Origin of the sequence: Agrobacterium tumefaciens, assembly GCF_017726655.1 — a bacterium.
GTDB lineage: Bacteria > Pseudomonadota > Alphaproteobacteria > Rhizobiales > Rhizobiaceae > Agrobacterium > Agrobacterium tumefaciens_B.
In genome coordinates, this window is record NZ_CP072309.1 from 359,019 (window position 1) to 380,848 (window position 21,830).

Below are 21,830 nucleotides of genomic sequence, written 5' to 3' on the forward strand. Positions count from 1 at the left end.
GGCGTCTGGCCCTACATAGAAGGACAGGCGGACGAATGCGCCGGTTCTTGCCGGCAAATGGAGAGGATATGATGAAAGCTTTGGAAATAGACGTCTTTCTGTGCCGCAGCGATAATTTCGGCGTTCTGCTCCACGACCCGGTAAGCGGGGCGACCGCCGCAATCGACGCGCCGGAAGAAGGCCCGATTCTGCAAGCGCTCGACGGCCACGGCTGGAAGCTCACCCATATTTTTACCACCCACCATCATCAGGATCACGTCGAGGCTAATCTTGCATTGAAGGACCGATTCCAGTGCGAAATTCACGGCCCTTATGATGAGGCGGTGGCCATACCCGGCCTCGACCGCTCTCAGGCCGATGGCGACGAATTCGAATTTGCCGGACGTCGGGTTCAGGTCATTTCGACACCCGGCCACACCGCCGGGCACATCTGTTATTACCTGCCGGACGACGGCCTGCTATTTGCGGCCGACACGCTTTTCGCCATGGGCTGCGGCCGCCTGTTTGAACGCCCGGCTGCGGATATGTGGCATTCCTTCCAGAAGCTCATGGTCCTTCCTGACGACACCAAGGTCTATTTTGGCCACGAATACACGCTGAGCAATGCCCGTTTTGCCCTGACGGTCGATCCTGACAATGCTGCGCTGCGCGACCGTGCGGAGCACGTGGAAAAGGCGCGGCAGGCAAACGAGTTCACGATCCCGACGACCATAGCGCTTGAGAAACAGACCAACCCTTATATGCGGGTCGCGGATGCTGGTATTCGCAAACATCTGGGGCTTGAGGGCGTCAGCGATGCCGACGTCTTTGCGGAAATCCGCACGCGCAAGGACAACTTCTGATGACGAGCGATTTGTCAGCCCAGGCCATCATTCGTGAACTTGGGCTGGAGCCACATCCCGAGGGCGGCTTCTACCACCAGACTTTCCGCGACAAGGCCGGCAGTGAGCGCGGCCACTCCACCGCGATCTATTATCTCCTCGAAAAAGGCGACCGCTCTCACTGGCATCGGGTGACGGATGCGGTGGAGGTTTGGCACTATTATGCCGGGGCGCCAATCGCGCTTCATCTTTCGCAGGACGGCCGGGAAGTGCAGACCTTCACGCTCGGTGCGGACATCCTGGCCGGCGAGCGCCCGCAGGTCATCGTACCAGCCGATTGCTGGCAATCGGCTGAAAGTCTCGGCGACTTTACGCTCGTCGGCTGCACCGTCTCGCCGGGCTTTGTCTTCTCGAGCTTCGTCATGGCCGATCCCGACTGGTCGCCGGGAGATGCGCTGTGATTCTCAGCGCATTGCCCGTCAAATGAGCGGATGCCACTCGCTTCTTTTCCCAGCGGGGAGAAGAAATACACGGCAGCATCTGTTTTTTACGCCACCATCAGCTTTCGTCAGCCACCATACTTCGTAGCGGTGATGTACACCTGTCCCACCCGTGTCGGAATGACGGCGTAGACGGGCGCGTAGACATCCATATTGTTCGACTTGGCGAACCAGATCTCCATGGAGATTGATTTCAGGTACTCGATGTCCTTGCGACCCTGCCGGTAACCCGACTTCGGCACGTATCTCGCCTTGCAGACGATTGCGTCGCCGCTGAAGCCGTTCGTCTTGAATGGTTTCGTGCCGCTCGAGCTCAACACGAGATCGAGTCGCGACTCGCCGTCATAGATTGGCAGGCGAGTCGGGCAGATGCGGCCGCCGGCTGGAATGATCAGCCCGGAGATCGGATCGAGAACCGAGCGAAGGTCGCGATCCTTCACTTCGACCCAGTTGTCCGGCCGGGGCTTCGGCTCCGGTTTTACCGTCGTCGATGTGACATTACCGTTACGATAGACGACGTCATAGGTGCGCACCCGCTTGCCGTCCTTGTAGACCAGCGAATATTCGTTGGCCTGCAGGCGATGGCCGCGCTTGGCGCCGGAAACGGTCGTTTTTCCGGAAATGTCCTTCAGAACGCTGGCAAGGCCCGCGGCGCTGAAGGAGCCTGAGATCGAGTAATTCGGTCCATCCATGCGAGTCGAAAAGCTCGCCCTTGCGATCGGCAAAATGCCGAGATTGATACTATATTCGCTCGTGTGGCGCGCTTCGGCGGCGAACAAAGGCGAAACGCCTGCGAGCGCCATGGTAGCGGCCATGAAAATGCTTTTTCCTCTGGCAATCATTTTGATATCACCTTACAAGAGGCGCGGAAGCGGCCTTATCGGGCGATCATATACGCTGACTTGTGGCAATAAAAAAGCGGACGACGGTTGAAAACGCCGGAATTTCCTTTGATTTGATCGCGAGCGGCTTGACTGTTTGGTCTCGTCTGACTATAGAACCGCAACTTTCCAATCATGGCCAGTTGGATCGCCAGCCCGGTTTTGCCGGTGGTGAGCCAGTGGTGAAACAGACGAAACGAAATAGGTGTACCCATGTCCCGTGTATGCGAATTGACCGGCAAGGGCGTCCAGACGGGCAACAACGTCAGCCACGCCAACAACAAGACCAAGCGCCGGTTCCTTCCGAACCTCTGCCAGGTCACGTTGATCTCCGATGCTCTCGGCCAGCGCTTCCGTCTGCGTGTTTCCGCAGCCGCTCTGCGCTCGGTTGAACACCGTGGCGGTCTCGATGCCTTCCTTCTGAAGTCCGGCGAAAACGAACTGAGCATGCGCGCTCGTCTCCTGCGCCGCCAGATCGCCAAGAAGACGGCTGAAGCTGCTTAATAGCGGCTTCGACATTATCTGATATTCAGAGGGCTTGAATGGCTTTTGCCGCTCAAGCCTTTTGTTTATTCAAGATTTCACGTGCATCGCGTTTTGCGACAACCGCTTTGGATGTCGGCGCAATGTTTGGCTCCAACTGGTGGCATCACCCAGGATAAAAAAATGCCCTATCTTCGCTACACGCTGATCTATGTGCTGCTGATGACGCTCGTCGTCGTGGCGTCCAATATTCTGGTGCAGTACCCGCTGTCGGGCTCGCTGTTTGGTATCAACCTCGGTGATCTTCTGACTTGGGGCGCCTTCACCTATCCGGTTGCCTTCCTTGTCACCGATCTCACGAATCGCCAGTTTGGACCATCCATCGCACGCCGCGTCGTATTTGCCGGCTTCATCGTCGGCGTCACGCTCTCCTTCTGGACCTCCATTCCGCGAATCGCTGTCGCTTCCGGAACCGCCTATCTGATCGGCCAATTGCTGGATATTTCCGTGTTCAATCGCCTGCGCCGTCAGCGCTGGTGGCATGCGCCACTTGCGGGCTCCATGCTGGGCTCGGTGCTGGACACGGCGCTGTTCTTCTCGATCGCCTTTGCGGCAAGCTTCTCCTTTGTCGGCCCGAATGACGCCTTCGCCATTGAAAACGCGCCCGTGCTCGGCGTCTTCGCCACGGAAGCCCCCCGCTGGATTTCCTGGGCAATGGGCGACCTTTCGGTTAAGGTTCTCGTCGGCCTCGTCATGCTCCTGCCTTACGGCGCGCTGATGAACACGCTGAAGCCGATGCCTGGACCCGTTAAAGAAAGCTGACATTTTCCGTCAGCGGATTTGCGACCAAGAACCCTGGACCAAATCACGCTTGCAAATCCACGGATGGCTGTGCAATCTCCCATTCGTGGTGAAGTTTGGAGGCGTTCAGCATGCAGATCAAGGACCGGATCGACGTTTTGAACGCAACCAGCGCCACCCTTTCCGGTTCCACCTTCGACGATGTCAATTTGTCGGGAACAGCATTCAATAACGTCAATTTGGCCGGTACACGCTTCAACAATATCAACCTTTCGGGTGCCTCGTTCACCGACAGCAACATGTCCGGCTGGTCGATTGATGACGTCAATTTGACGGGTCTTAAGCTCACCAATTCAAATCTATCCGGCGCCCACATATCGGCCTGCCGAATGACAGGCATGAAGATCGACGGCATTCCTGTCGAGGATCTCCTGGCTGCTTACAAAGCGGCTAAAGAGCAAGCTTGATACTCACTCAACCAGCTTGAACTCCAGCATCAGGTTGCGCTGGAGGAATGAGTGGTTGTCGTCGGACACGATGATGAGGCGCGTAGAGCCGTCCGCATCCTTCACGATGTCCATGCCTTCCATGTTATCGATCTGGTAGGCCATGCCTGCCTCGAGCAGGATTTCGCCGTCCACGACCGCGCCGGGCCGGATATCAGCGCCACGCAGGCGGCGGATGCGCATGCCCACACCTTCGGCAAAATTGAAGCGGCGTTCGAGCAGCAAGAGGTCGCCATTGGGCAGGAACGCGCCGTCTGTGACATCGAACGAGGGATGGTGGGTAACGGCGAAGGCGCCTTTCAGCGGTCCCTCCAGGATTGCCGCGAGAAGATTGCCATCCGCATCGATGCTTTTTTCCGCAACGACAACGAGAGCGCCACCGAGTGGCGACGCGCTCGGCGATACCGCCAGCGTTTCCAAGCCGCCATTGTGGCGCAACTCGTCATTGGGGATGAGGTGAGGCAATCGCCCAACCGGTTTTGCAGAGAGAAATCCCGGATCGGCATAAATATCGATCCTGTGGCGTTGCTCGTAACTCACGAAAACCTTGCCGTCACGCAACGCGAGGCCCTCGGCATCCATGTCCATCTTGCGTGGCGGTTCGCGACCGCTCATGTCCAGCATCGGCGCGATACGGGTCTCGGCAACGCCAGACAGCGCACCCACCGCATCGCGGGTGACCCGGCCCGTCAACCAATGACCGGTGTCCAGCACCGCAACAAAGTCCTCACCGTTGGGGCGGAACCGAATGGAGGATATCGCACCGAACAATTTCTCCGGCGAGCTCATCACCATGCCGCCGATGAATTCCAGTTTGCCGAAGCGTTTCGCGCTCGTGCCGACCTCGAAGCCGGAGAACTGGCGAACGCTGACCGGCACATCGATAGTAGAAGCGCCGATCGACACCGGAAACAGCGTGACCGCCATGACAGCGGCCATCGACAGAATCCCGCGAGGGGTGGAAGTCCGGCCTTGCTTATCCCGCACGGCGGAGCCTGCGCGACGAACCGGAAGCGCTGCTCGTATCCTCGAAGAGAGCTGCCAACTGCTCGGTCATCGCGCCAGCCAGTTCATCTGCGTCAACAATGGTGACGGCGCGGCGATAATAACGTGTCACGTCGTGGCCGATACCGATTGCCAGCAACTCAACCGGCGACCGTGTCTCGATCTGCTCGATCACAGCGCGCAGATGCCGTTCCAGATAATTGCCCGGATTGACCGACAGGGTCGAATCATCGACCGGCGCACCGTCCGAGATCATCATCATGATCTTGCGCTGCTCGGGACGGCCGATCAGACGGTTATGCGCCCACATCAACGCTTCGCCATCGATGTTTTCCTTGAGCAGACCTTCGCGCATCATCAGGCCGAGATTGCGCCGTGCGCGCCGCCACGGCGCATCCGCCGACTTGTAGATGATGTGGCGCAGATCGTTAAGGCGGCCAGGGGAAGCTGGCTTGCCACTGGCAAGCCATTGCTCGCGCGATTGTCCACCCTTCCACGCCTTGGTGGTAAAGCCGAGGATTTCCACCTTCACACCCGAGCGCTCCAGCGTACGCGCCAGAATATCGGCGCAGGTGGCGGCAACCGTGATCGGACGGCCGCGCATCGAACCGGAATTGTCGATGACCAGCGAAACCACGGTGTCGCGGAATTTGGTGTCGCGTTCCTTCTTGAAGGAAAGCGGCTGCATCGGGTCGATGATAAGCCGCACGAGACGGGCCGGATCGAGGTACCCCTCTTCCAGATCGAAATCCCAGGAACGGTTCTGCTGCGCCATCAGGCGGCGCTGGAGACGGTTCGCCAATCGTCCGACGGCACCCTGGAGATGAGCAAGCTGCTTATCGAGGAAAGCGCGCAGGCGGTCCAACTCCGCGTCGTCGCACAGTTCCTCGGCATGGATTTCCTCGTCGAATTCCTGGCTGAAGATACGGTAGTCGACCTTCTCGTTGAAGTCGTCGAAGGGGCTGTTGGGACGGCGGGTCTCGCCGGGCGTTTCGGAATCCTCGTCGAGATCGTCGGACATTTCCTCATCCGACATCTCGGCGCCGTCCATCTCGCCTTCTTCCATTTCCTCCTGCGAGGCCTCGTTTTCATCGGCGGGCGTCGCGTCGGAGCCGGCCTCTTCCTCGACCTGCTCTTCCTCGGTCTCGTTGGTGCGCGGCTGGTCCTCGTTGGACTCCGCTTCCTGGCTTTCCGGCTCGTTATCCTCGTCGCCGAAATCCTCCGCCATCTGCATCGAGGTCAGCATCTTGCGCACCAGACGCGAAAACGCCTTCTGGTCGCCGATCACCTTGGAAAGATCGTTAAGGTCGCCGGCAGCCTTGTCTTCGATGAAATCCCGCCAGAGGTCTAGGACCTTGCCGGCACTTTCCGGCGGCTTTTCGCCTGTCAGCTTCTCGCGCACCAGCAGTGAAACTGCTTCGGCAAGAGGGGCGTCATCCTGTTTCGTAATGCCGGCGAAATTCGCCTTGGCATATTTTTCCGTGTTCATGGCGTGAATGTTGGAAGCCATGCCCGGCATGCGCAGTGCGCCGATGGATTCGACGCGCGCCTGCTCGACAGCATCGAAAATCAGCCGCGCTTCAGCGCCCTGCGGCGACATCACCGCGTGCGTGTCGGCATCGTGGCAGGCCAAACGCAGCGCCATGGAATCACCGAGGCCACGGGTTATCGCGATTTCCTGCGCGGTCGGCTTCTTGGAGATTTCCGGCAGGCGCATGCGCTCGCCGGCAAGACCTGGCCGTTCATTGGCGAAAACGACCTCGACTTCAGCATCACCGGCGACTGATCGCACGCATCCGGCAATTGCCTGACGCAACGGCTCGGTATCAACAGCCGTACCCGGTTTCGGTCTGGAATTGTCGCCACGCGCTGCCATTGTCTTTCCTGTCAATTGTCGACGCACCGTGACCGCCCATCAATCGATACGCGGCCACGCGACGTCTTCAAGTCATCGAAATCATCTCCGGACAAGCCGGGGACGATCAGGCGCTCAGAACGATGTTCGCGGCGCTTTCCTTAAGCTCGACGCCGAAAGCGCGCTGATACTGTTCGGCCACCAGCGTGCGCTCCAGCTCGTCACACTTGTTGAGGAAGGTCACGCGGAAGGCAAAGGCGAGATCGCCGAAGATTTCCGCATTCTCAGCCCAGGTGATGACGGTACGCGGGCTCATGACGGTGGAAAGGTCGCCATTGATGAAGGCAGAACGGGTTAGATCGGCGACGCGCACCATCTTGGATACGGTTTCGCGCCCCTTTGGATTGTCGAAGCTCTTCACCTTGGCGGCGATGATGTTCACTTCCTGCTCATGCGGCAGGTAGTTCAGCGTGGTGACGATGGACCAGCGGTCCATCTGCGCCTGGTTGATCTGCTGCGTGCCGTGGTAAAGGCCGGTCGTATCACCAAGGCCCACCGTGTTGGCGGTCGCGAAGATGCGGAAGGCGGGGTGAGGACGGATAACGCGGCTCTGGTCGAGCAGGGTCAGGCGGCCGGAAGATTCCAGCACGCGCTGGATAACGAACATCACGTCCGGGCGACCAGCGTCGTATTCATCGAAGACGAGCGCGACATTGTGCTGGTAGGCCCAGGGCAGGATGCCGTCCTTGAATTCGGTGACCTGCTTGCCGTCTTTAAGCACGATGGCGTCCTTGCCGACGAGATCGATACGGCTGACATGGCTGTCGAGGTTGACGCGAACGCAGGGCCAGTTGAGGCGCGCAGCCACCTGCTCGATATGGGTGGATTTACCCGTGCCGTGGAAGCCGGAGACCATGACACGTCGGTTGTGAGCAAAACCGGCAAGGATCGCGAGCGTCGTGTCGCGGTCGAAAAGATAGTCGGGATCGAGGTCCGGTACATAGGCGTCGCCCTGGGAATAGGCGGGAACCCGCAGATCCGTATCAATGCCGAAAACCTCCCGCACGGACACTGTCGTGTCGGGCAGGTTGGAAATATCAAGGTCGATTTTGCTCATCACGTCTCCAAGGCGGGCGGCAGCCACCCGGCCACATCATCAATCAGGCGGTAAACACGTAAGTTGGCTTAGCAGAAACCTGACTGCTTTAACAATTGATATGCTTGAACAACAGCCCGAAAACGCTCTTCCGAACCACGATCGCCACCATTAGCATCAGGATGGTGCTTTTTGACAAGCTCCTTATAGCGCCTTTTTATGTCTTCCTGCTTTGCGCTGGCCGCAAGGCCGAGGGTATCGAAGGCTTTTGCCTCCAGCGTCTTGAGCTTGCGGTCCTGCTGCATGCGGGTGCCGCCTGCCCGCCCGCCGCCGGCAAAACCGCCGGTAAAGCCGAAAGGATCGCGAATACGCGCATTGCCGCTGGCCGAACCGGAGCGCAGCGTGGAATGCAGCGGGCTGTCACGCGCAGTCTTGTTGACGCCCACCGTCCAGGTGGGGCGATGGCCTGTGATCGCTTCCTTCTGGTAACGAGCGATCTCGCTGTCGGAAAGGCCCGAAAAATAGTTATAGCCTTTATTATATTCCTTCACGTGTTCAAAACAGAACAGGAAGAATTGCCCCTCGGCATTGCGGCCGACGGGTGCCCGGTGAACGCCCGGCTTGTCGCATCCGTCCCACTGGCAGACAGGGGCCTGAACCTCAGGTTCCCGCTCCCTTTTCCGGCGCGTGCGGATGCGATCGAAATATTTCGAATCCAGTTTCATGATGCCCTGATTATGGGGTGCGAAAAGCCGCACAACAAGAATTGACAAAAAGGAATGTTACAGGCTTTTAGGGAGCCCCCTTCAAAGACCGGCAAACAGAATTGGAGCCCTTCGAATGTCTCTGCGAGAGCGCATAGAAACCAAGCTTCGGGAAAGCTTTTCACCGGAGCGCCTGAGGGTCGTCGATGAAAGCCAGATGCATGCGGGCCACCAGCCCGATATCACAGGTACCGGCGAAACGCATATGCGTGTCCAGATAGTGTCGGAGAGCTTTTCCGGCAAGTCCCGCATCGAACGGCACCGGGCAATCAACGCGCTTTTGAAGCCGGAACTCGACGCTGGGCTGCATGCGCTCGCGATCGAGGCAGCTGCGCCCGGGGAAGCGGTGAGGTTCTAGGCTAAGGTTGTCACCAGAGCCGGGAGCAAGCCCCTTCGTGTTAGTTCACCCCGGATGCTTCTCCGACAGGAATGACTGCACCTCGGACGCCGCCACATCATCCGCCACGAAGGACTGGCCAATGCCGTGGGTGAGGATGAAGGTGAGCTTGCCGCCCTTGACCTTTTTATCCTGCGCGATCGCCGCCATCAGCGTCTCGACCGGCGGCAATTCGCCGGGAATATCCTTCATTGTCGTTGGCAACCCGACAGCCTTCAGATGCGCCTCGACGCGCGCGGCATCGTCAGGGCTGGCGAGGTTGAGGCGAGCGGAGAACTGGTGGGCCAGCACCATGCCGATGGCGACGCCTTCGCCGTGCACCAGCCGCGTGCTATCGTAATTGGTTGCCGCTTCCAGCGCGTGACCGAAGGTATGGCCGAGATTCAGAAGGGCGCGCACGCCATTTTCCTTCTCGTCGGCCACGACAACATCTGCCTTCGCCTGGCAACTCGTCGCAATCGCCTGAATGCGAGCGGGGCCGCCGGTGCGGATTTCGTCCCAGTTCTTTTCCAGCCAGAAGAAGAAATCCGGCTTGTCGATCAGACCGTACTTGACGACTTCGGCGTAGCCGGCGCGGAACTCGCGCGGACTGAGCGTATCGAGCACCGCCGTATCGGCCAGGACCAGATCAGGCTGGTGAAAAACACCGAGAAGGTTCTTGCCGTGGCGGCTGTTGATGCCGGTCTTGCCACCGACGGAGGAATCGACCTGCGACAGAAGCGAGGTCGGTATCTGCACGAAGCGGACGCCGCGGCGCACAATGCCTGCCGCAAAACCAGCGAGATCGCCGATCACGCCGCCGCCCAGCGCGATCACCGCATCGTTGCGCTCCACGCGTGCAGCGAGAACTGCATCGCAGACCGTCATGAGATGCTCGAAGCTCTTGGTCTTTTCACCTGCCGGCAGGGTCAGCGAGACGGCCTCGATGCCATCCGTCTGCAATCCGTCCATGAGACCTTCGAGATAAAGCGGCGCGACATGCTCGTCCGTGACGATCGCCGCGCGTTTACCCTTAAGCCGTGCCGAGATTTCACCGCCTGCCCTGCCGATCAATCCCGCCCCGATCAGAATGTCATACGCGCGCTCGCCAAGCGGCACGTGGACGAGACGTTCATCGGCATGGATTTCGGAAGGCGTCATGGTGGTCAGTCTTTCTGTTTAAAGCCGGCAATAGCCGTCAGCACTTCGGTAGCGATGATTTCCTTGCGAACATCACGAGATTCAATGGTGATGTCGGCCTCCGCATAGATCGGATAGCGCTTCTCCATCAGGGCAGCGAGCGTAGCCTTGGGGTTTTCCGTCTTCAGTAACGGGCGATGGTCACGCTTGTTGACCCTCTCCCACAGAACCTCAAGATCGGCTTTCAGCCACAGCGAAATGCCGCCCCGCCTGATATGAGCGCGGGTATTGTCGTTGATGAAGGCGCCGCCGCCCGTCGAGACGACCTTGGGACCGCCACGCAGCAGGCGCTTGATGACCCGCGTTTCCAGCGCCCGGAATTCCTCTTCCCCATAGGTGGCAAAAAGCTCCGAAATCGTCATGCGCGACACGCGCTCGATCTCGACATCCGTATCAATGAAAGGAACCCTGAGCTGCTGGGCGACCATGCGGCCCACTGCCGATTTTCCAGCCCCCATCAGCCCGACGAAGACGATGTTTCGCCGTCCGAGCCTTGCCCGCGCTTGCTCCCCGAGTGTGGCCGGGACGGATAAATTCGTTTCATTCATAAATTTGAAAGCCCGTTTGGCATGGATATCTGCAAATGTTTACGAAGCGTCAAGCCAAATTGCTGCCTGAATGGCGGTGAATCACAATGATCGCCGCATGCGGCGTGGACGGAGCTTGCAATTTGATCTTGTCGCCGCTTTCGCCGCACCGCATATACGTTTGATCGCCACCTGCACGGAGCCGCCATGCCCACCCTCTTCCGCTTCACGATGATACTGGCGACCATCGCGGGGCTGATCTATGGCGGCATGGTGCTGCTTGTCATGGTCGTTCAGCCCCGCGACCGCGAAGTGACCGTGCGTATTCCCTCCGAGCGGCTGAACCCGCCGGCGACAGAACCGGCGCGGCGCACCCCATGAGCGAACGCCAGTTGGCAGGGCGCGACGGCGCGCGGCTTGAAAGCTTTCTGGAAATGATGAGCGCCGAGCGGGGTGCCGCCACCAACACGCTCGCATCCTACGAGCGTGACTTGACGGATCTTCGGGAATTTCTTGGTGGTCGCGGCCAATCTCTGACAGAGGCCCAGACGCCTGATCTCTCCGCTTATCTGACCCACCTGTCCGCCCAAGGTTTTGCCGCGACCTCCCAGGCGCGCCGCTTGTCATCCATGCGGCAATTCTATCGCTTCCTCTATTCGGAAGGACTGCGCAGCGACGACCCGACCGGGATCATCGATGCGCCCAAGAGGGGCCTTGCCCTGCCGAAGACGATGAGCGTCGCAGACGTGAACAGGCTTCTGGGCCTTGCGGCGCAAGAGGCAGCAACGGAGGGTCCCGGCCAGCTCGCCCGCATCCGCATGCATCTGCTTCTCGAACTGCTTTATGCAACCGGCATGCGTGTCAGCGAACTGGTTTCTCTGCCGGTCAAGGTGCTGCGTCAGGAAGGGCGTTTCCTGATGATCCGCGGCAAGGGCAACAAGGACAGGATGGTTCTTCTTTCCCGAGCGGCGATCGAGGCGATGGAAAAATACGAGGCTGCCCGAAAGGCGCTGTTACGCGAAAACGGCAAGGCGCCGAAAAAGGCGGACGTTGCGGACAGCCCGTGGCTCTTCCCGTCCAACAGCAAAGAAGGCCACTTGCCCCGCCAAGTCTTCGCCCGTGACCTCAAGGAGATCGCCATGCGGGCCGGCCTTTCTCCTTCTGCAGTGTCGCCGCACGTGTTGCGTCATGCCTTTGCAAGCCACCTCTTGCAGAACGGTGCGGATCTGCGTGCGGTGCAGGAACTGCTCGGCCATTCCGACATTTCCACGACACAAATCTATACACATGTATTGGAAGAACGGCTGCAAGAGCTGGTACAAACACATCACCCCCTTGCCAAACAGGGCAAAAACCTTGATTAGAGCGACCGGAACCGCCGGATAACCCGGTCAAACCTTGCGCAAAACGATCGGAAACGGATCTCATGCACAATTATCTCGACTTCGAAAAACCTATCTCGGACCTTGAAGGCAAGATCATCGAGCTGAAGAAGCTTGCCGATGAAGACGAGAGCATAGACACCTCGGAGGAGATCAACCGCCTGGAATCGCGCGTCAACGACGCGATGCAGGACATCTATTCCAAGCTGAACGCCTGGCAGAAAACGCAGGTCGCGCGCCATCCGCAGCGCCCGCATTTCGTCGATTACGCCAAGGCGCTGTTCACGGATTTCACGCCACTTGCCGGCGACCGCAAATTTTCCGAAGACGCCGCCATTCAGGCCGGTCTTGCCCGTTTCAACGGACAGCCCGTCGCCATCATCGGCCAGGAAAAGGGCAATGACACCAAGAGCCGCCTGAAGCACAATTTCGGCAGCCCGCGCCCGGAAGGTTACCGCAAGGCGATCCGCGTTCTCGAACTGGCCGACCGCTTCTCGCTGCCGGTCGTCACGCTCATCGATACGGCCGGCGCTTATCCCGGCGTCGGCGCTGAAGAGCGCGGTCAGGCCGAAGCCATCGCCCGCTCGACGGAAATGTGCCTGAACGTGAAGGTGCCGATCGTCTCCGTCGTCATCGGTGAAGGCGGCTCGGGCGGCGCGATCGCGATCGCTACAGGCAACCGCGTCTACATGCTTGAACATGCGATCTATTCGGTGATCTCGCCGGAAGGCGCCGCTTCCATCCTCTGGCGCGATTCGACCCGCGCCAAGGAAGCCGCGACCAACATGAAGATCACCTCGGAAGATCTGAAATCGCTGGGCGTCATCGACGGGATCATTCCGGAACCGATCGGTGGCGCGCACCGGGCTCCCGAAACCGTCATCAACGCGACGGGTGACGTTATCGCCAGGGCTCTGGCCGACCTTTCCCAGCGCTCGGGCACGCAGCTGCGGGCCGAACGCCGCCAGAAATTCCTGGATATCGGCCGTAACCTCTAGACCATTTCCAGTAAAAGCGCACAGCGGTTTTACGTCCGGAAAAAGCGTCTAAAGAAAGAGTCAGATTGTTTTGGCGGCTCGAAGGAAAGCCAGAACAATTTGACTCCGGCCTTAATTTCCGCCGCTATCGCCCCAACTCGGCCATAGTCCGGTCACATCAAAAGATGGATCGGTCGCCGCGGGGGCGGATCCGATTTCAGTTAAGAAGATGTAAACGGTTAATACCGTATTTAAATTGCACACGGAACGGTATAGAACTGCCGTCAATTCGTGCCATCGTCTTTCGGATCAGATCATGCGTTTGACACATTTTGCACTTCTTGCCTGTACCGCGCTCGTTCTTGCCGGATGCAACGACACGCTCGAAACCGTCGAGCGGGATGTGTCGCACATCAAGAACAAGGTCGATTACCCACTGTCTCCGTCCATTCTGGCCGAGATCGACAAGAAGGGCATGGACCGCACATCGCCGATCATGATCCGCATCTTCAAGGAAGAAGGTGCGCTCGAAATCTGGAAGGCCAAGCGCGACAACCGTTTTGACAAGATTGCCGAATACCAAATCTGTGCATGGTCTGGAAAACTCGGCCCCAAGGTAAAAGAAGGCGACCGGCAGGCGCCCGAAGGTTTCTACAACCTCACCCCCGCGCATCTGAACCCGAATTCGAAATATTATCTCGCCATCAATACCGGCTTCCCGAACCGCTACGACGCTGCCAATGGCCGCAACGGCACCAATTTGATGATCCACGGCGCCTGCTCATCGTCAGGCTGCTATTCGATGACGGATGCGCAGATTCTGGAAATCTACGGTTTTGCCCGCGATGCCTTCAAGGGCGGCCAGAAGACGGTTCAGCTGCAGGCATTTCCTTTCCGCATGACGGCGGAAAACATGGCCCGTCATCGCAAGAGCGAGCACCTCGAATTCTGGAAGATGCTGAAGGTCGGCTACGACAATTTCGAAGTCACCAAACGTCCGCCCGAAGTGAATGTCTGCGAGAAGAAATACGTCTTCAACCAGCAAACCGAAGGCGGCAGCTTCAACGCATCGGCCCAGTGCCCGCCAATGAGCACACCGCCCGCGCTCGTGAGCGCGCTTTCGAGCTATGAGAAGACCTACGATCTCGCCTATGAAAAGGCGATGAAGAAATATGAAGGCATGGCTTGGTACGACCCGAGCGAAGCCGAGCGCAAGGCGCTGGTGGCGGAAAAGCGCAAAGGCCGCGAACCCGCCTATGCCCCGACCGGCTCGGCGCTGAAGGCCGGCAAGTTGATGAAGGAAACGGAATATGCCGCGCTGATGGAGAAGAAGGCGCAGCAGGTGACGTCGTCTTCGCCAGCGACCACCGCAACCGCCTCGGCGCTGCGTGGCCCTCGTCCTTCCGCTACCCAACCGGCCACGGCGCCGCAATCGAATCCCGCCCCAGCTACCCCGACAATGGTTGCCTCGGCTACGCCTGCAGCAGCCGGCCAGACTGGCGCTTCTGCCCAGAGCGTTCCGGTGCCAGCCATGAACCCACTTGCCTATTCCGGTGCCCCGGCGCCGGAAGCACCCGAAAAGAAGCCGTTCTGGAAGTTCTGGGCCAAGGAATGACCGCGACGAACGATATCGTCTATGATTTGAGGGGGCTTAAATGCCCCCTTCCGGTTTTGAGAAGCCGCAAGAAGCTCGCAACGCTGAAAACGGGGGATGTTCTCACCGTCGAGACGACCGATCCTTTGGCGGTGATCGATATTGCGCATATGTGCAATGAGGATGGGCATCGTCTGGTGGAGACGACGGCGCTGGATAAGGGCCATCGGTTTCGGATTGTGAAGGGCGGGCAGGACGCCTTTTGACGCGGTCGCGCGACCTAAAACCGGAAGCCCGATATCGCCAAAGGATTATCCGTCAGCGCCTGCCCGTCGGGGCGATCGATACCCGGAGCGCTGGCAAAGGCAGCGAAGAGGTCCTTGACGAAAGCCTCCGGCAAATCCTTCGTAATCAGCACCATGCGCGTGCGCTGATCGGCGGGGTCCGGCCAGGCGGAAAGACGCTCCGGCGCGTGAAAAATCGTCTGCACGCCATGGAGCACCAATGGCCTGCCCGGATTGTCCGTGAGCTTCACAATCGCCTTCATGCGCAGAAGCTTTTCACCATGCGCCGAGCGCAGCAAATCCACGAACATGTCGATGGCCATTGGGCTTATCGGCTCGTCGTGAATGATGGAAAAGGAACGAATGGATGCATCGTGGCGGTTCACGTCGTGGCCATGATGGTGATCATCGTGGTCATGATGATGATGATGATGATCGTGGGCATGATCATGGTGGTGGTGATCGTGCAGCGCCTCTTCGCCTAGCCAACGGCTAACATCGGCGGTCTTGCTGCCGGCATCGTAAAGGCCATTATCGAGCAGACCAGCTGCGCTCCAGTCGGTTTTGTCGCCGTCCTCGATTATCGCGCGCGGATTGAGCGCCTGTAGGCGGGTCGTCAATGCCGCAATCGCGGCGTCACCGGCCAGCGCTCGTTTGGTCACCACGAGACGGTCGGCCACAGCCACCTGTTTTACAGCTTCCTGATGATTGTCGAGCGTGGAGAGGCCATTCACGGCATCCACCACAGTGACCATGCCGACAAGCACGAAATTTTGCGCAATGACCGGGTTACCCATGACCGACTGCATGACGGGAGCAGGATCGGCAAGGCCGGTCGTTTCGATGACCACACGCTTCACCGGTTTCAGCTTGCCGGTCTGGATACCGTCCATCAGTTCCGCCAGCGTGTCCACCAGCTCACCGCGCACGGTGCAGCAAAGGCATCCTTCCGCCAGTTCTATGATGCCCTCGCCCGCGCTCTCGACCAGCATGTGATCGATGCTGACATCGCCGAATTCATTGATGATGATCGCCGCGTCGCTCATGTCAGGGTCCTTGAGGAGCCGATTGAGCAGAGTCGATTTTCCGGCGCCGAGAAATCCGGTGATAATGGAGACCGGGATACGATCGCGAGACATGTCTGGCCTATATGTTGATTGCCGCTTTGGGGAAGTCAGTTCAGGAAGCAAAACCCGCAACGGCGTAAAGCTAAAACAAATCGCCCGAGGCTGGCAACCGCGAGCAACACTGTAATATCATAACATGATCGACCTGCGAATACCCAAACGGCATGGCAGCCGACAGACCTGTGCCGGCACCTTCGCCCGTCCGTCAGAATGTGGGCCGTGGGATCGGGATCGGGACGTTCGCCAACTGCCCCTTTGCGGCCGCGCCTTTGGGCGCATTAACCGCGACCGTCTCGCTGCCCGGTATAAGACCGGCGAAGGAATATTCCGGCGGGCGGGTCATTTCCTGCACATAGGGCGAATGGATGACCATGCGGCCTGCTTCGTCGCGTCCCTCACTGCGGATTTTGGCCGCCTTCGGGTTGCAGATTTCGGCGCTGATATCGTTGACCTCGGCGGTATCACCATAGGGGGCAAGCGAGGCAAGCGAAACACCCTGACCGGAAGGAGACGTCAGGCCCATCTGCAAAAGATCGGCCGACTGATCGGTTCGACCCGCCAGACTATCGGCCCCCAGCACCACGGTGATGATGGAGCGGCCGTTGCGCACGGCCGATGCCACCTGGTTGAACCCGGAAGCGCAGATAAAGCCGGTCTTCATGCCATCGGCACCATCGAAGCGACCGACGAGCATGTTGAAATTGGCGTAATTCTTCTTGCCCGTGGTAACGCCCTCAAGCGAGAAATAATGGGCATATTCGGGGAATTCGCGTTTGATGATCAGGGCCAGCAGCGCCAGGTCGCGGGCCGTCGTGTACTGGCCTTTGCCTGGCAGGCCGTTGGGGTTCACGTAATGCGTGGAATTCATGCCGAGGCGCTGCGCCTGCGCATTCATCTGCGCTACGAAATTATCCGTGGTGCCGCCGATGGTCTCGGCAATCGCAACCGCAATGTCGTTGGCAGACTTGATCAGCAGCAGCTTGAGCGCGCTGTCCATCGTCAGCTTCTGGCCAGGCTTGAAATACATCTTGGAGGCGGGCTGGTCGGCGGCCTTCTTGCTCATCACCACTTCGGTCTGCGGGCTGATCTTGCCGGCCTTCATCTGCGAGAATGCGATATAGGCGGTCATCAACTTGGTCAGCGACGCAGGATACCATTTGCGGAAGGCTTCCTGATGCGAGATCACCTTACCGGTTTTGACATCGATCACCATTTTCGGATTGGCATTGGCCACAGGGGCAGCAGCGACGACGCCTGCGGTGATGATGGCAATGGCTGCGGAAAGCCGGCGGGCGGCGGTTGGCGATTTGAAAGTCTGTGGCAAGGCTAGTCCTCGAATTCCCGTCTTCAGTCGGGGAATGGCAATATTCACCATATATGTCCTAGCAATGGCAAAGTACATTGATTACGTCAATTATGCGGCGCACTATCCACCACGGAGGATGGAGTTTTACGACACGCCGTACCGATGAACCCAGGAATGAACGAATGCCGATTTTGAACAGAGCCGCCGAACTCCAGCAGGAAGTCAGCGAATGGCGGCATCACCTGCATGAAAATCCCGAGATTTTGTATGACGTCGACAACACCGCGGCCTTTGTTGCGGAGAAGCTGAAGTCCTTTGGCGTTGACGAAATCGTGACCGGGATCGGGCGCACAGGTGTGGTCGGAATCATCAGGGGCAATCTTCCAGGCAACCGCACGATCGGCTTTCGGGCAGATATGGACGCGCTGCCCATCGTCGAAGAAACCGGCAAAGCCTGGGCATCGAAAACGCCCGGCGCCATGCACGCCTGCGGCCACGACGGCCACACCGCGATGCTTCTCGGCGCAGCGAAATACCTCACCGAGACCCGCAATTTTGCCGGCTCGATCGCTGTCATTTTTCAGCCGGCGGAAGAAGGCGGCGCCGGCGCGCTCGCCATGGTCGAAGATGGCCTGATGGACCGTTTCGGCATCAACGAAGTGTATGGCATGCACAATATGCCGGGCATTCCGCTGGGTGCCTTCGCCATCCGCAAGGGCGGCATCATGGCCGCACCTGATAAGTTTTCGATCACCGTCAAGGGCCGCGGCGGCCATGCTGCCCAGCCTCACCGGACCATCGATCCAATCACCATCGGCGCACAGATCGTCGGCAACCTGCAAATGATTGCCTCACGCAACGCCGACCCCATCCGCTCGGTTGTCGTCTCCGTCACCCGGTTTCACGCGGGCTCCAGCCATAACATCATTCCCAACGAGGCGGTGATTGCCGGCACGGTCCGCAGTCTTGACGAAACGGTGCGCGATCTGGCGCAGGAGCGCATCAAGCAGATGGCGGAAGGCATTGCGCTTGCCAATGGCGCGGAAGCGGACGTCCTCTATGAGCGCTATTGCCCGGTGACCTTCAACCATTCCGAAGAGACAGATCACGCCATCGCCGTCGCGCGGGACGTAGCCGGTGAGCGCAACGTCGATCCCGATGTCGATCCGTCCATGGCAGGCGAAGATTTTTCCTTCATGCTGAAAGAACGCCCCGGTTGCTTCATCTTCATCGGCAACGGCGACTCAGCAGGCCTCCACAATCCCGGCTATGATTTCAACGACGACGCGATCGCTTACGGCATCTCCTATTGGGTCAAACTTGCCGAGCAACGGCTTGCGGCCTGATTGGGCTGGAGGACGCCGAGCGCGGGAGAGTACGAACCTCAGCCGCAGTTTAAGTTGAGGTTCGATTGGCAGGCGAGCCAGATCGCGCCACCCAAGCGATGCTGGTGATGTCAGCGGGTTTGCTTGCATCGAGAAACAAAAAGCTGACGTCGATGGCAATGCTGAACCCGCGGTCAATCTGGTCTAGCGTGGGCCTGCCATGCCGGCTAATGGCGGCTGCACCCGGCAACGGCCCGAAAGCAGCGTGCAAAGGAGACCGAGCCTCTGCCTTTCAAATCGCTAGCATTTTTTTGGATTCGATAACCCATAAGGGCGTCATCCCGCATTCCGCTACCAAAAGGATAGGAAGGCGCCAACTTTGGAGTATGGGCCTCTCCGTATCGTGAGTTCACTAGTCCTTACGACCAGCTTGCCGCCCGTTTTCGCGTCGCCAAGAATGCTCCTTCAAACGGAATATTTGGGGAGAAAAAAGCGTGAGGATGATCTTCCTGAACAGATACGGCTTTCCCGACCAGTCGGCAACGAGCCGCATGATATCATCGCTCGCCTTTTCAATGGCCCAGCGCGGACTGGATGTGATTGTCGTTGCAAGTCGCGAAATCCATGATCACCCGGGCAGCGTCCTGCCCGCAACAGACACAGTTCGAGGGATTGCTATCGTACGGCTTGCGAGCGGCCGTTTCGGTCGGCACAGCCTCATGCGCCGCAGCATTGATTATCTTCTCTTTCAGGTGCTGGCATTCGTTTGGCTCCTGCGCAACGTTCGGGCGACGGATACGGTGGTTGTCTGCACCGATCCTCCGCTCCTTTCCGTCATGAGCAGCGTTGCGATCCGCCTCAAGGGGGCGCTCATGGTGAACTGGATCATGGACCTTTTTCCGGAGACAGCAACGGAGCTTGGATTTTTCAGGAAACGCGCACGGTGGGTTGGGCCATGGCTGACGCAGGCGCGCAACTGGTCTCTGCGATCCCCCGGCATGGTCGTCTGCCCGACCGACAAGATGGCCGAATTCATTTTCACGCAAGGCATCTCAAAAGACCACGTCAGCGTCCTGCATCACTGGTCGGATGGGGAGGAAATCTATCCCGTCTCGCCCCAGGATAACAGCCTGCGGAAAGCGTGGGGACTGCAGGATGTGTTTGTCGTGGGTTATTCAGGAAACTTCGGGCGGGCGCATGAGTTCGGCACTATGCTGGCAGCGGCAAAACGTCTGGAGCACCGGGCAGATATTCGGTTCCTTCTCATTGGCGGCGGACACCAGCACGCGGCTGTGAAAACCGCCGTTCGGGATCTCGGTCTTCAGAACGTCATCTTCAAGCCGCTGCAGCCCGTTGAGAAACTGGCTGAAAGCCTCAGCGTTGCTGATGTACATCTCGTCTCACTGCTGCCGGAACTGGAACATTGCATCATTCCAAGCAAATTCTATGGCATCCTGGCGGCCGGGAGGCCGACAATCTTCGTTGGCGATCATGATGGAGAGGTACCACGCGTTCTAAGAGCCAAAGGGTGCGGCAGCAACGTCGAGATCGGCGAGACCGATAAGCTCTGCAGCATCATCGAAAAGCTCTGCGACAACCCGAACACCGCGGCAGAAATGGGGGATGCGGCAAGGCGGCTGCTTTGTACCGACTACTCCCGAGAAAGGGCGGCAGACGCCTGGGAAGGACTGATCGCCAGGCTGCGGACTGTCGCGCCTTCCGGGGCCCCTCTCGCTCAAGGTATCTCGCCATGAAAGACAAAGTCGTCGTCAGTCAGCTCGGCGCCCGCATGCATTATGCCGTACCGAGAATATTTGCATCCGCTGGCAGGTTGGCACATTTTTATACCGACATATGCGCGACCAAAGGCTGGCCGAGAATCGTCAATTCGTTTCCGGCGACGTTTTACCCGCCACCGGTCAGACGTTTGGCGGGTCGGCTGCCCAAAGGCGTGCCGACGGCGCTGACGACCGTGTTTTCCGGCTTTGGCCTCCGTTCCGTGCTGCGCCACATGCGCGCCAGAGACGTTGTGGAAGAGACCTCTCACGCGATCTGGGCCGGATCAGTTTTTTCAGAGATGGTGGCCCGGCGCGGCTTCCATGGCGCGGCTGGGCTCTATGCCTTCAGCGGCGACGCACTTGAACAGATGAGGGCAGCAAAGCAACAGGGCCTCTGGACCGCAGTCGAGCAGATGATCGCGCCCCGTGACGTTGTCGAAATGCTTTTGGCACAGGAGATGGCGCGGTTTCCCGAATGGACCGGCCCGGCGCAGGATAATCCGCACGCGCGCCTATTCGCCGACCGGGAGAAAGCGGAGTGGCAGCTTGCGGATGTCATTGTCTGCCCGTCGGAATTTGTTCGCAAGCACGTTGTCGCGTGCGGTGGGCCGCAAGCCAGGTGTGTGGTCGTTCCCTATGGAGTCAATGCTGCCGCTGCGATCGACAGACAAGCACGCATGCCAGGACCGATCAGGGTTCTGACCGTGGGCGAAGTCGGATTGCGCAAGGGGTCGCCCTATGTCGTGGAAGCCGCCCGACTGATGGAGGATCGTGCCCGCTTCCGGATGGCGGGCCGCGTTCGCGCACACGATGACGTCAAGCAACAGATATCGCAGTGGGTTGAACTGAGAGGGATCGTGCCGCGCGCGCAGATCATCGAGGAGTTTCGGTGGGCGGATGTCTTCCTGCTGCCGTCGCTTTGCGAAGGGTCTGCGACCGCCGTCTATGAGGCGCTGGCAGCCGGCCTGCCAGTGATAACAACGGAGAACACCGGCACTGTCGTGCGCGATGGCATCGAAGGTTTCATCCTTCCTGTCTGCGATGCAGAAGCTATCGCAACTGCCGTGCGTGCGCTCGCCGACAATCCCGAGCTGAGGCGGACCATGTCCGCCAATGCCCTTCTGCGCGCGGCCGAACATACCGTGGAGTCTTATGGGGAACGGCTTCTCGCTGCGCTTTCCGGGCCACATCTGTCGAAGCCTGCGGGTCTTTGCCTGGCGGATGAAGCGCGATAGTTGGGGA

At 59.1% G+C, this 21,830-nt stretch carries 24 protein-coding genes; 14 read left to right on the plus strand and 10 right to left on the minus strand.

Annotation, left to right across the window (positions count from 1 at the left end; translation table 11 throughout):
- Positions 1-71: 71 nt before the first annotated feature.
- Together gloB and AT6N2_RS15790 are read left to right on the plus strand one after the other, a co-directional pair.
- Entirely contained in the window at positions 72-842 is a 771-nt protein-coding gene (gene gloB / locus AT6N2_RS15785; protein WP_063950174.1) for a hydroxyacylglutathione hydrolase, read from the plus strand.
- Positions 842-1,282: a cupin domain-containing protein gene (locus AT6N2_RS15790; RefSeq protein ID WP_063950095.1), complete on the plus strand. Its 441-nt coding sequence runs from the start codon at positions 842-844 to the stop codon at positions 1,280-1,282. Before gloB ends, AT6N2_RS15790 begins: the two co-directional genes overlap by 1 nt.
- Positions 1,283-1,389: 107 nt before the next feature.
- On the opposite strand, the gene AT6N2_RS15795 is transcribed toward AT6N2_RS15790, so the two are convergent.
- Together AT6N2_RS15795 and AT6N2_RS15800 are read right to left on the minus strand one after the other, a co-directional pair.
- Positions 1,390-2,163, minus strand: coding sequence for a DUF3108 domain-containing protein (locus AT6N2_RS15795; RefSeq protein WP_063950096.1), 774 nt, complete (start codon positions 2,161-2,163; stop codon positions 1,390-1,392).
- A gap of 35 nt (positions 2,164-2,198) precedes the next feature.
- Positions 2,199-2,417 carry a hypothetical protein gene (locus tag AT6N2_RS15800; RefSeq protein ID WP_144577628.1) on the minus strand — a complete coding sequence of 73 codons (219 nt, stop codon included), beginning with the start codon at positions 2,415-2,417 and terminating at the stop codon, positions 2,199-2,201.
- On the opposite strand from AT6N2_RS15800, the gene rpmB reads away from it, so the two are divergent.
- The 3 genes from rpmB to AT6N2_RS15815 all read left to right on the plus strand — a co-directional run bounded on the left by rpmB (position 2,416) and on the right by AT6N2_RS15815 (position 3,953).
- Positions 2,416-2,706 (plus strand): 50S ribosomal protein L28, encoded by a 291-nt coding sequence (gene rpmB, locus AT6N2_RS15805; protein WP_003509888.1) that lies wholly within the window; start codon positions 2,416-2,418, stop codon positions 2,704-2,706. The two genes, AT6N2_RS15800 and rpmB, sit on opposite strands and share 2 nt — an antisense overlap.
- A gap of 162 nt (positions 2,707-2,868) precedes the next feature.
- Positions 2,869-3,507: a queuosine precursor transporter gene (locus tag AT6N2_RS15810; protein ID WP_063950097.1), complete on the plus strand. Its 639-nt coding sequence runs from the start codon at positions 2,869-2,871 to the stop codon at positions 3,505-3,507.
- A 110-nt stretch (positions 3,508-3,617) separates the two neighbouring features.
- A complete protein-coding gene (locus tag AT6N2_RS15815) occupies positions 3,618-3,953 on the plus strand; it encodes a pentapeptide repeat-containing protein (RefSeq protein ID WP_063950098.1) in 336 nt (111 codons plus the stop codon).
- A gap of 3 nt (positions 3,954-3,956) precedes the next feature.
- Here the strand turns inward: AT6N2_RS15815 and AT6N2_RS15820 are convergent, their stop codons facing one another.
- The 4 genes from AT6N2_RS15820 to AT6N2_RS15835 all read right to left on the minus strand — a co-directional run bounded on the left by AT6N2_RS15820 (position 3,957) and on the right by AT6N2_RS15835 (position 8,673).
- Positions 3,957-4,931: an esterase-like activity of phytase family protein gene (locus AT6N2_RS15820; RefSeq protein WP_063950099.1), complete on the minus strand. Its 975-nt coding sequence runs from the start codon at positions 4,929-4,931 to the stop codon at positions 3,957-3,959.
- A 37-nt stretch (positions 4,932-4,968) separates the two neighbouring features.
- The gene (gene cobT, locus AT6N2_RS15825; protein WP_063950100.1) at positions 4,969-6,873 is read right to left on the minus strand and encodes a cobaltochelatase subunit CobT; all 1,905 of its coding nucleotides are present in this window, start codon (positions 6,871-6,873) and stop codon (positions 4,969-4,971) included.
- Between the two features lie 106 nt (positions 6,874-6,979).
- Positions 6,980-7,969 (minus strand): cobaltochelatase subunit CobS, encoded by a 990-nt coding sequence (gene cobS, locus AT6N2_RS15830; protein WP_003523293.1) that lies wholly within the window; start codon positions 7,967-7,969, stop codon positions 6,980-6,982.
- A gap of 68 nt (positions 7,970-8,037) precedes the next feature.
- Positions 8,038-8,673: a J domain-containing protein gene (locus AT6N2_RS15835; RefSeq protein ID WP_063950175.1), complete on the minus strand. Its 636-nt coding sequence runs from the start codon at positions 8,671-8,673 to the stop codon at positions 8,038-8,040.
- Between the two features lie 115 nt (positions 8,674-8,788).
- On the opposite strand from AT6N2_RS15835, the gene AT6N2_RS15840 reads away from it, so the two are divergent.
- On the plus strand, positions 8,789-9,070 hold the full coding sequence (locus AT6N2_RS15840; protein WP_004445674.1) for a BolA family protein: 282 nt from the start codon (positions 8,789-8,791) through the stop codon (positions 9,068-9,070).
- A gap of 45 nt (positions 9,071-9,115) precedes the next feature.
- Here the strand turns inward: AT6N2_RS15840 and aroB are convergent, their stop codons facing one another.
- Together aroB and AT6N2_RS15850 are read right to left on the minus strand one after the other, a co-directional pair.
- Positions 9,116-10,249, minus strand: coding sequence for a 3-dehydroquinate synthase (gene aroB, locus AT6N2_RS15845; protein WP_063950101.1), 1,134 nt, complete (start codon positions 10,247-10,249; stop codon positions 9,116-9,118).
- Between the two features lie 5 nt (positions 10,250-10,254).
- Entirely contained in the window at positions 10,255-10,836 is a 582-nt protein-coding gene (locus AT6N2_RS15850; RefSeq protein WP_063950102.1) for a shikimate kinase, read from the minus strand.
- Between the two features lie 186 nt (positions 10,837-11,022).
- Here AT6N2_RS15850 and AT6N2_RS15855 point away from each other — a divergent pair, with 186 nt between their 5' ends.
- The 5 genes from AT6N2_RS15855 (at position 11,023) to AT6N2_RS15875 (ending at position 15,034) form a co-directional block, all read left to right on the plus strand.
- Positions 11,023-11,196, plus strand: a complete 174-nt coding sequence (locus AT6N2_RS15855; RefSeq protein ID WP_063950103.1) for a hypothetical protein — start codon at positions 11,023-11,025, stop codon at positions 11,194-11,196.
- Positions 11,193-12,179 carry a site-specific tyrosine recombinase XerD gene (gene xerD, locus AT6N2_RS15860; protein ID WP_063950104.1) on the plus strand — a complete coding sequence of 329 codons (987 nt, stop codon included), beginning with the start codon at positions 11,193-11,195 and terminating at the stop codon, positions 12,177-12,179. The genes AT6N2_RS15855 and xerD overlap by 4 nt, the downstream gene beginning before the upstream one ends.
- A gap of 62 nt (positions 12,180-12,241) precedes the next feature.
- Positions 12,242-13,195, plus strand: a complete 954-nt coding sequence (locus tag AT6N2_RS15865) for an acetyl-CoA carboxylase carboxyltransferase subunit alpha (protein ID WP_209090162.1) — start codon at positions 12,242-12,244, stop codon at positions 13,193-13,195.
- A gap of 295 nt (positions 13,196-13,490) precedes the next feature.
- Complete coding sequence (locus AT6N2_RS15870; protein ID WP_063950106.1) at positions 13,491-14,789, plus strand: L,D-transpeptidase family protein; 1,299 nt, start codon at positions 13,491-13,493, stop codon at positions 14,787-14,789.
- Positions 14,786-15,034 carry a sulfurtransferase TusA family protein gene (locus tag AT6N2_RS15875; protein WP_063950107.1) on the plus strand — a complete coding sequence of 83 codons (249 nt, stop codon included), beginning with the start codon at positions 14,786-14,788 and terminating at the stop codon, positions 15,032-15,034. Before AT6N2_RS15870 ends, AT6N2_RS15875 begins: the two co-directional genes overlap by 4 nt.
- A gap of 14 nt (positions 15,035-15,048) precedes the next feature.
- Here the strand turns inward: AT6N2_RS15875 and AT6N2_RS15880 are convergent, their stop codons facing one another.
- Both AT6N2_RS15880 and AT6N2_RS15885 read right to left on the minus strand, forming a co-directional pair.
- Complete coding sequence (locus tag AT6N2_RS15880) at positions 15,049-16,191, minus strand: CobW family GTP-binding protein (RefSeq protein ID WP_063950108.1); 1,143 nt, start codon at positions 16,189-16,191, stop codon at positions 15,049-15,051.
- Positions 16,192-16,384: 193 nt separating this feature from the next.
- Complete coding sequence (locus AT6N2_RS15885) at positions 16,385-17,503, minus strand: D-alanyl-D-alanine carboxypeptidase family protein (RefSeq protein WP_063950109.1); 1,119 nt, start codon at positions 17,501-17,503, stop codon at positions 16,385-16,387.
- Positions 17,504-17,667: 164 nt separating this feature from the next.
- Here AT6N2_RS15885 and AT6N2_RS15890 point away from each other — a divergent pair, with 164 nt between their 5' ends.
- The 3 genes from AT6N2_RS15890 (at position 17,668) to AT6N2_RS15900 (ending at position 21,823) form a co-directional block, all read left to right on the plus strand.
- The gene (locus AT6N2_RS15890; RefSeq protein WP_063950110.1) at positions 17,668-18,831 is read left to right on the plus strand and encodes a M20 aminoacylase family protein; all 1,164 of its coding nucleotides are present in this window, start codon (positions 17,668-17,670) and stop codon (positions 18,829-18,831) included.
- Positions 18,832-19,310: 479 nt separating this feature from the next.
- On the plus strand, positions 19,311-20,564 hold the full coding sequence (locus tag AT6N2_RS15895) for a glycosyltransferase family 4 protein (RefSeq protein ID WP_063950111.1): 1,254 nt from the start codon (positions 19,311-19,313) through the stop codon (positions 20,562-20,564).
- Positions 20,561-21,823, plus strand: a complete 1,263-nt coding sequence (locus AT6N2_RS15900; protein WP_209090164.1) for a glycosyltransferase family 4 protein — start codon at positions 20,561-20,563, stop codon at positions 21,821-21,823. Before AT6N2_RS15895 ends, AT6N2_RS15900 begins: the two co-directional genes overlap by 4 nt.
- Positions 21,824-21,830: the final 7 nt, after the last annotated feature.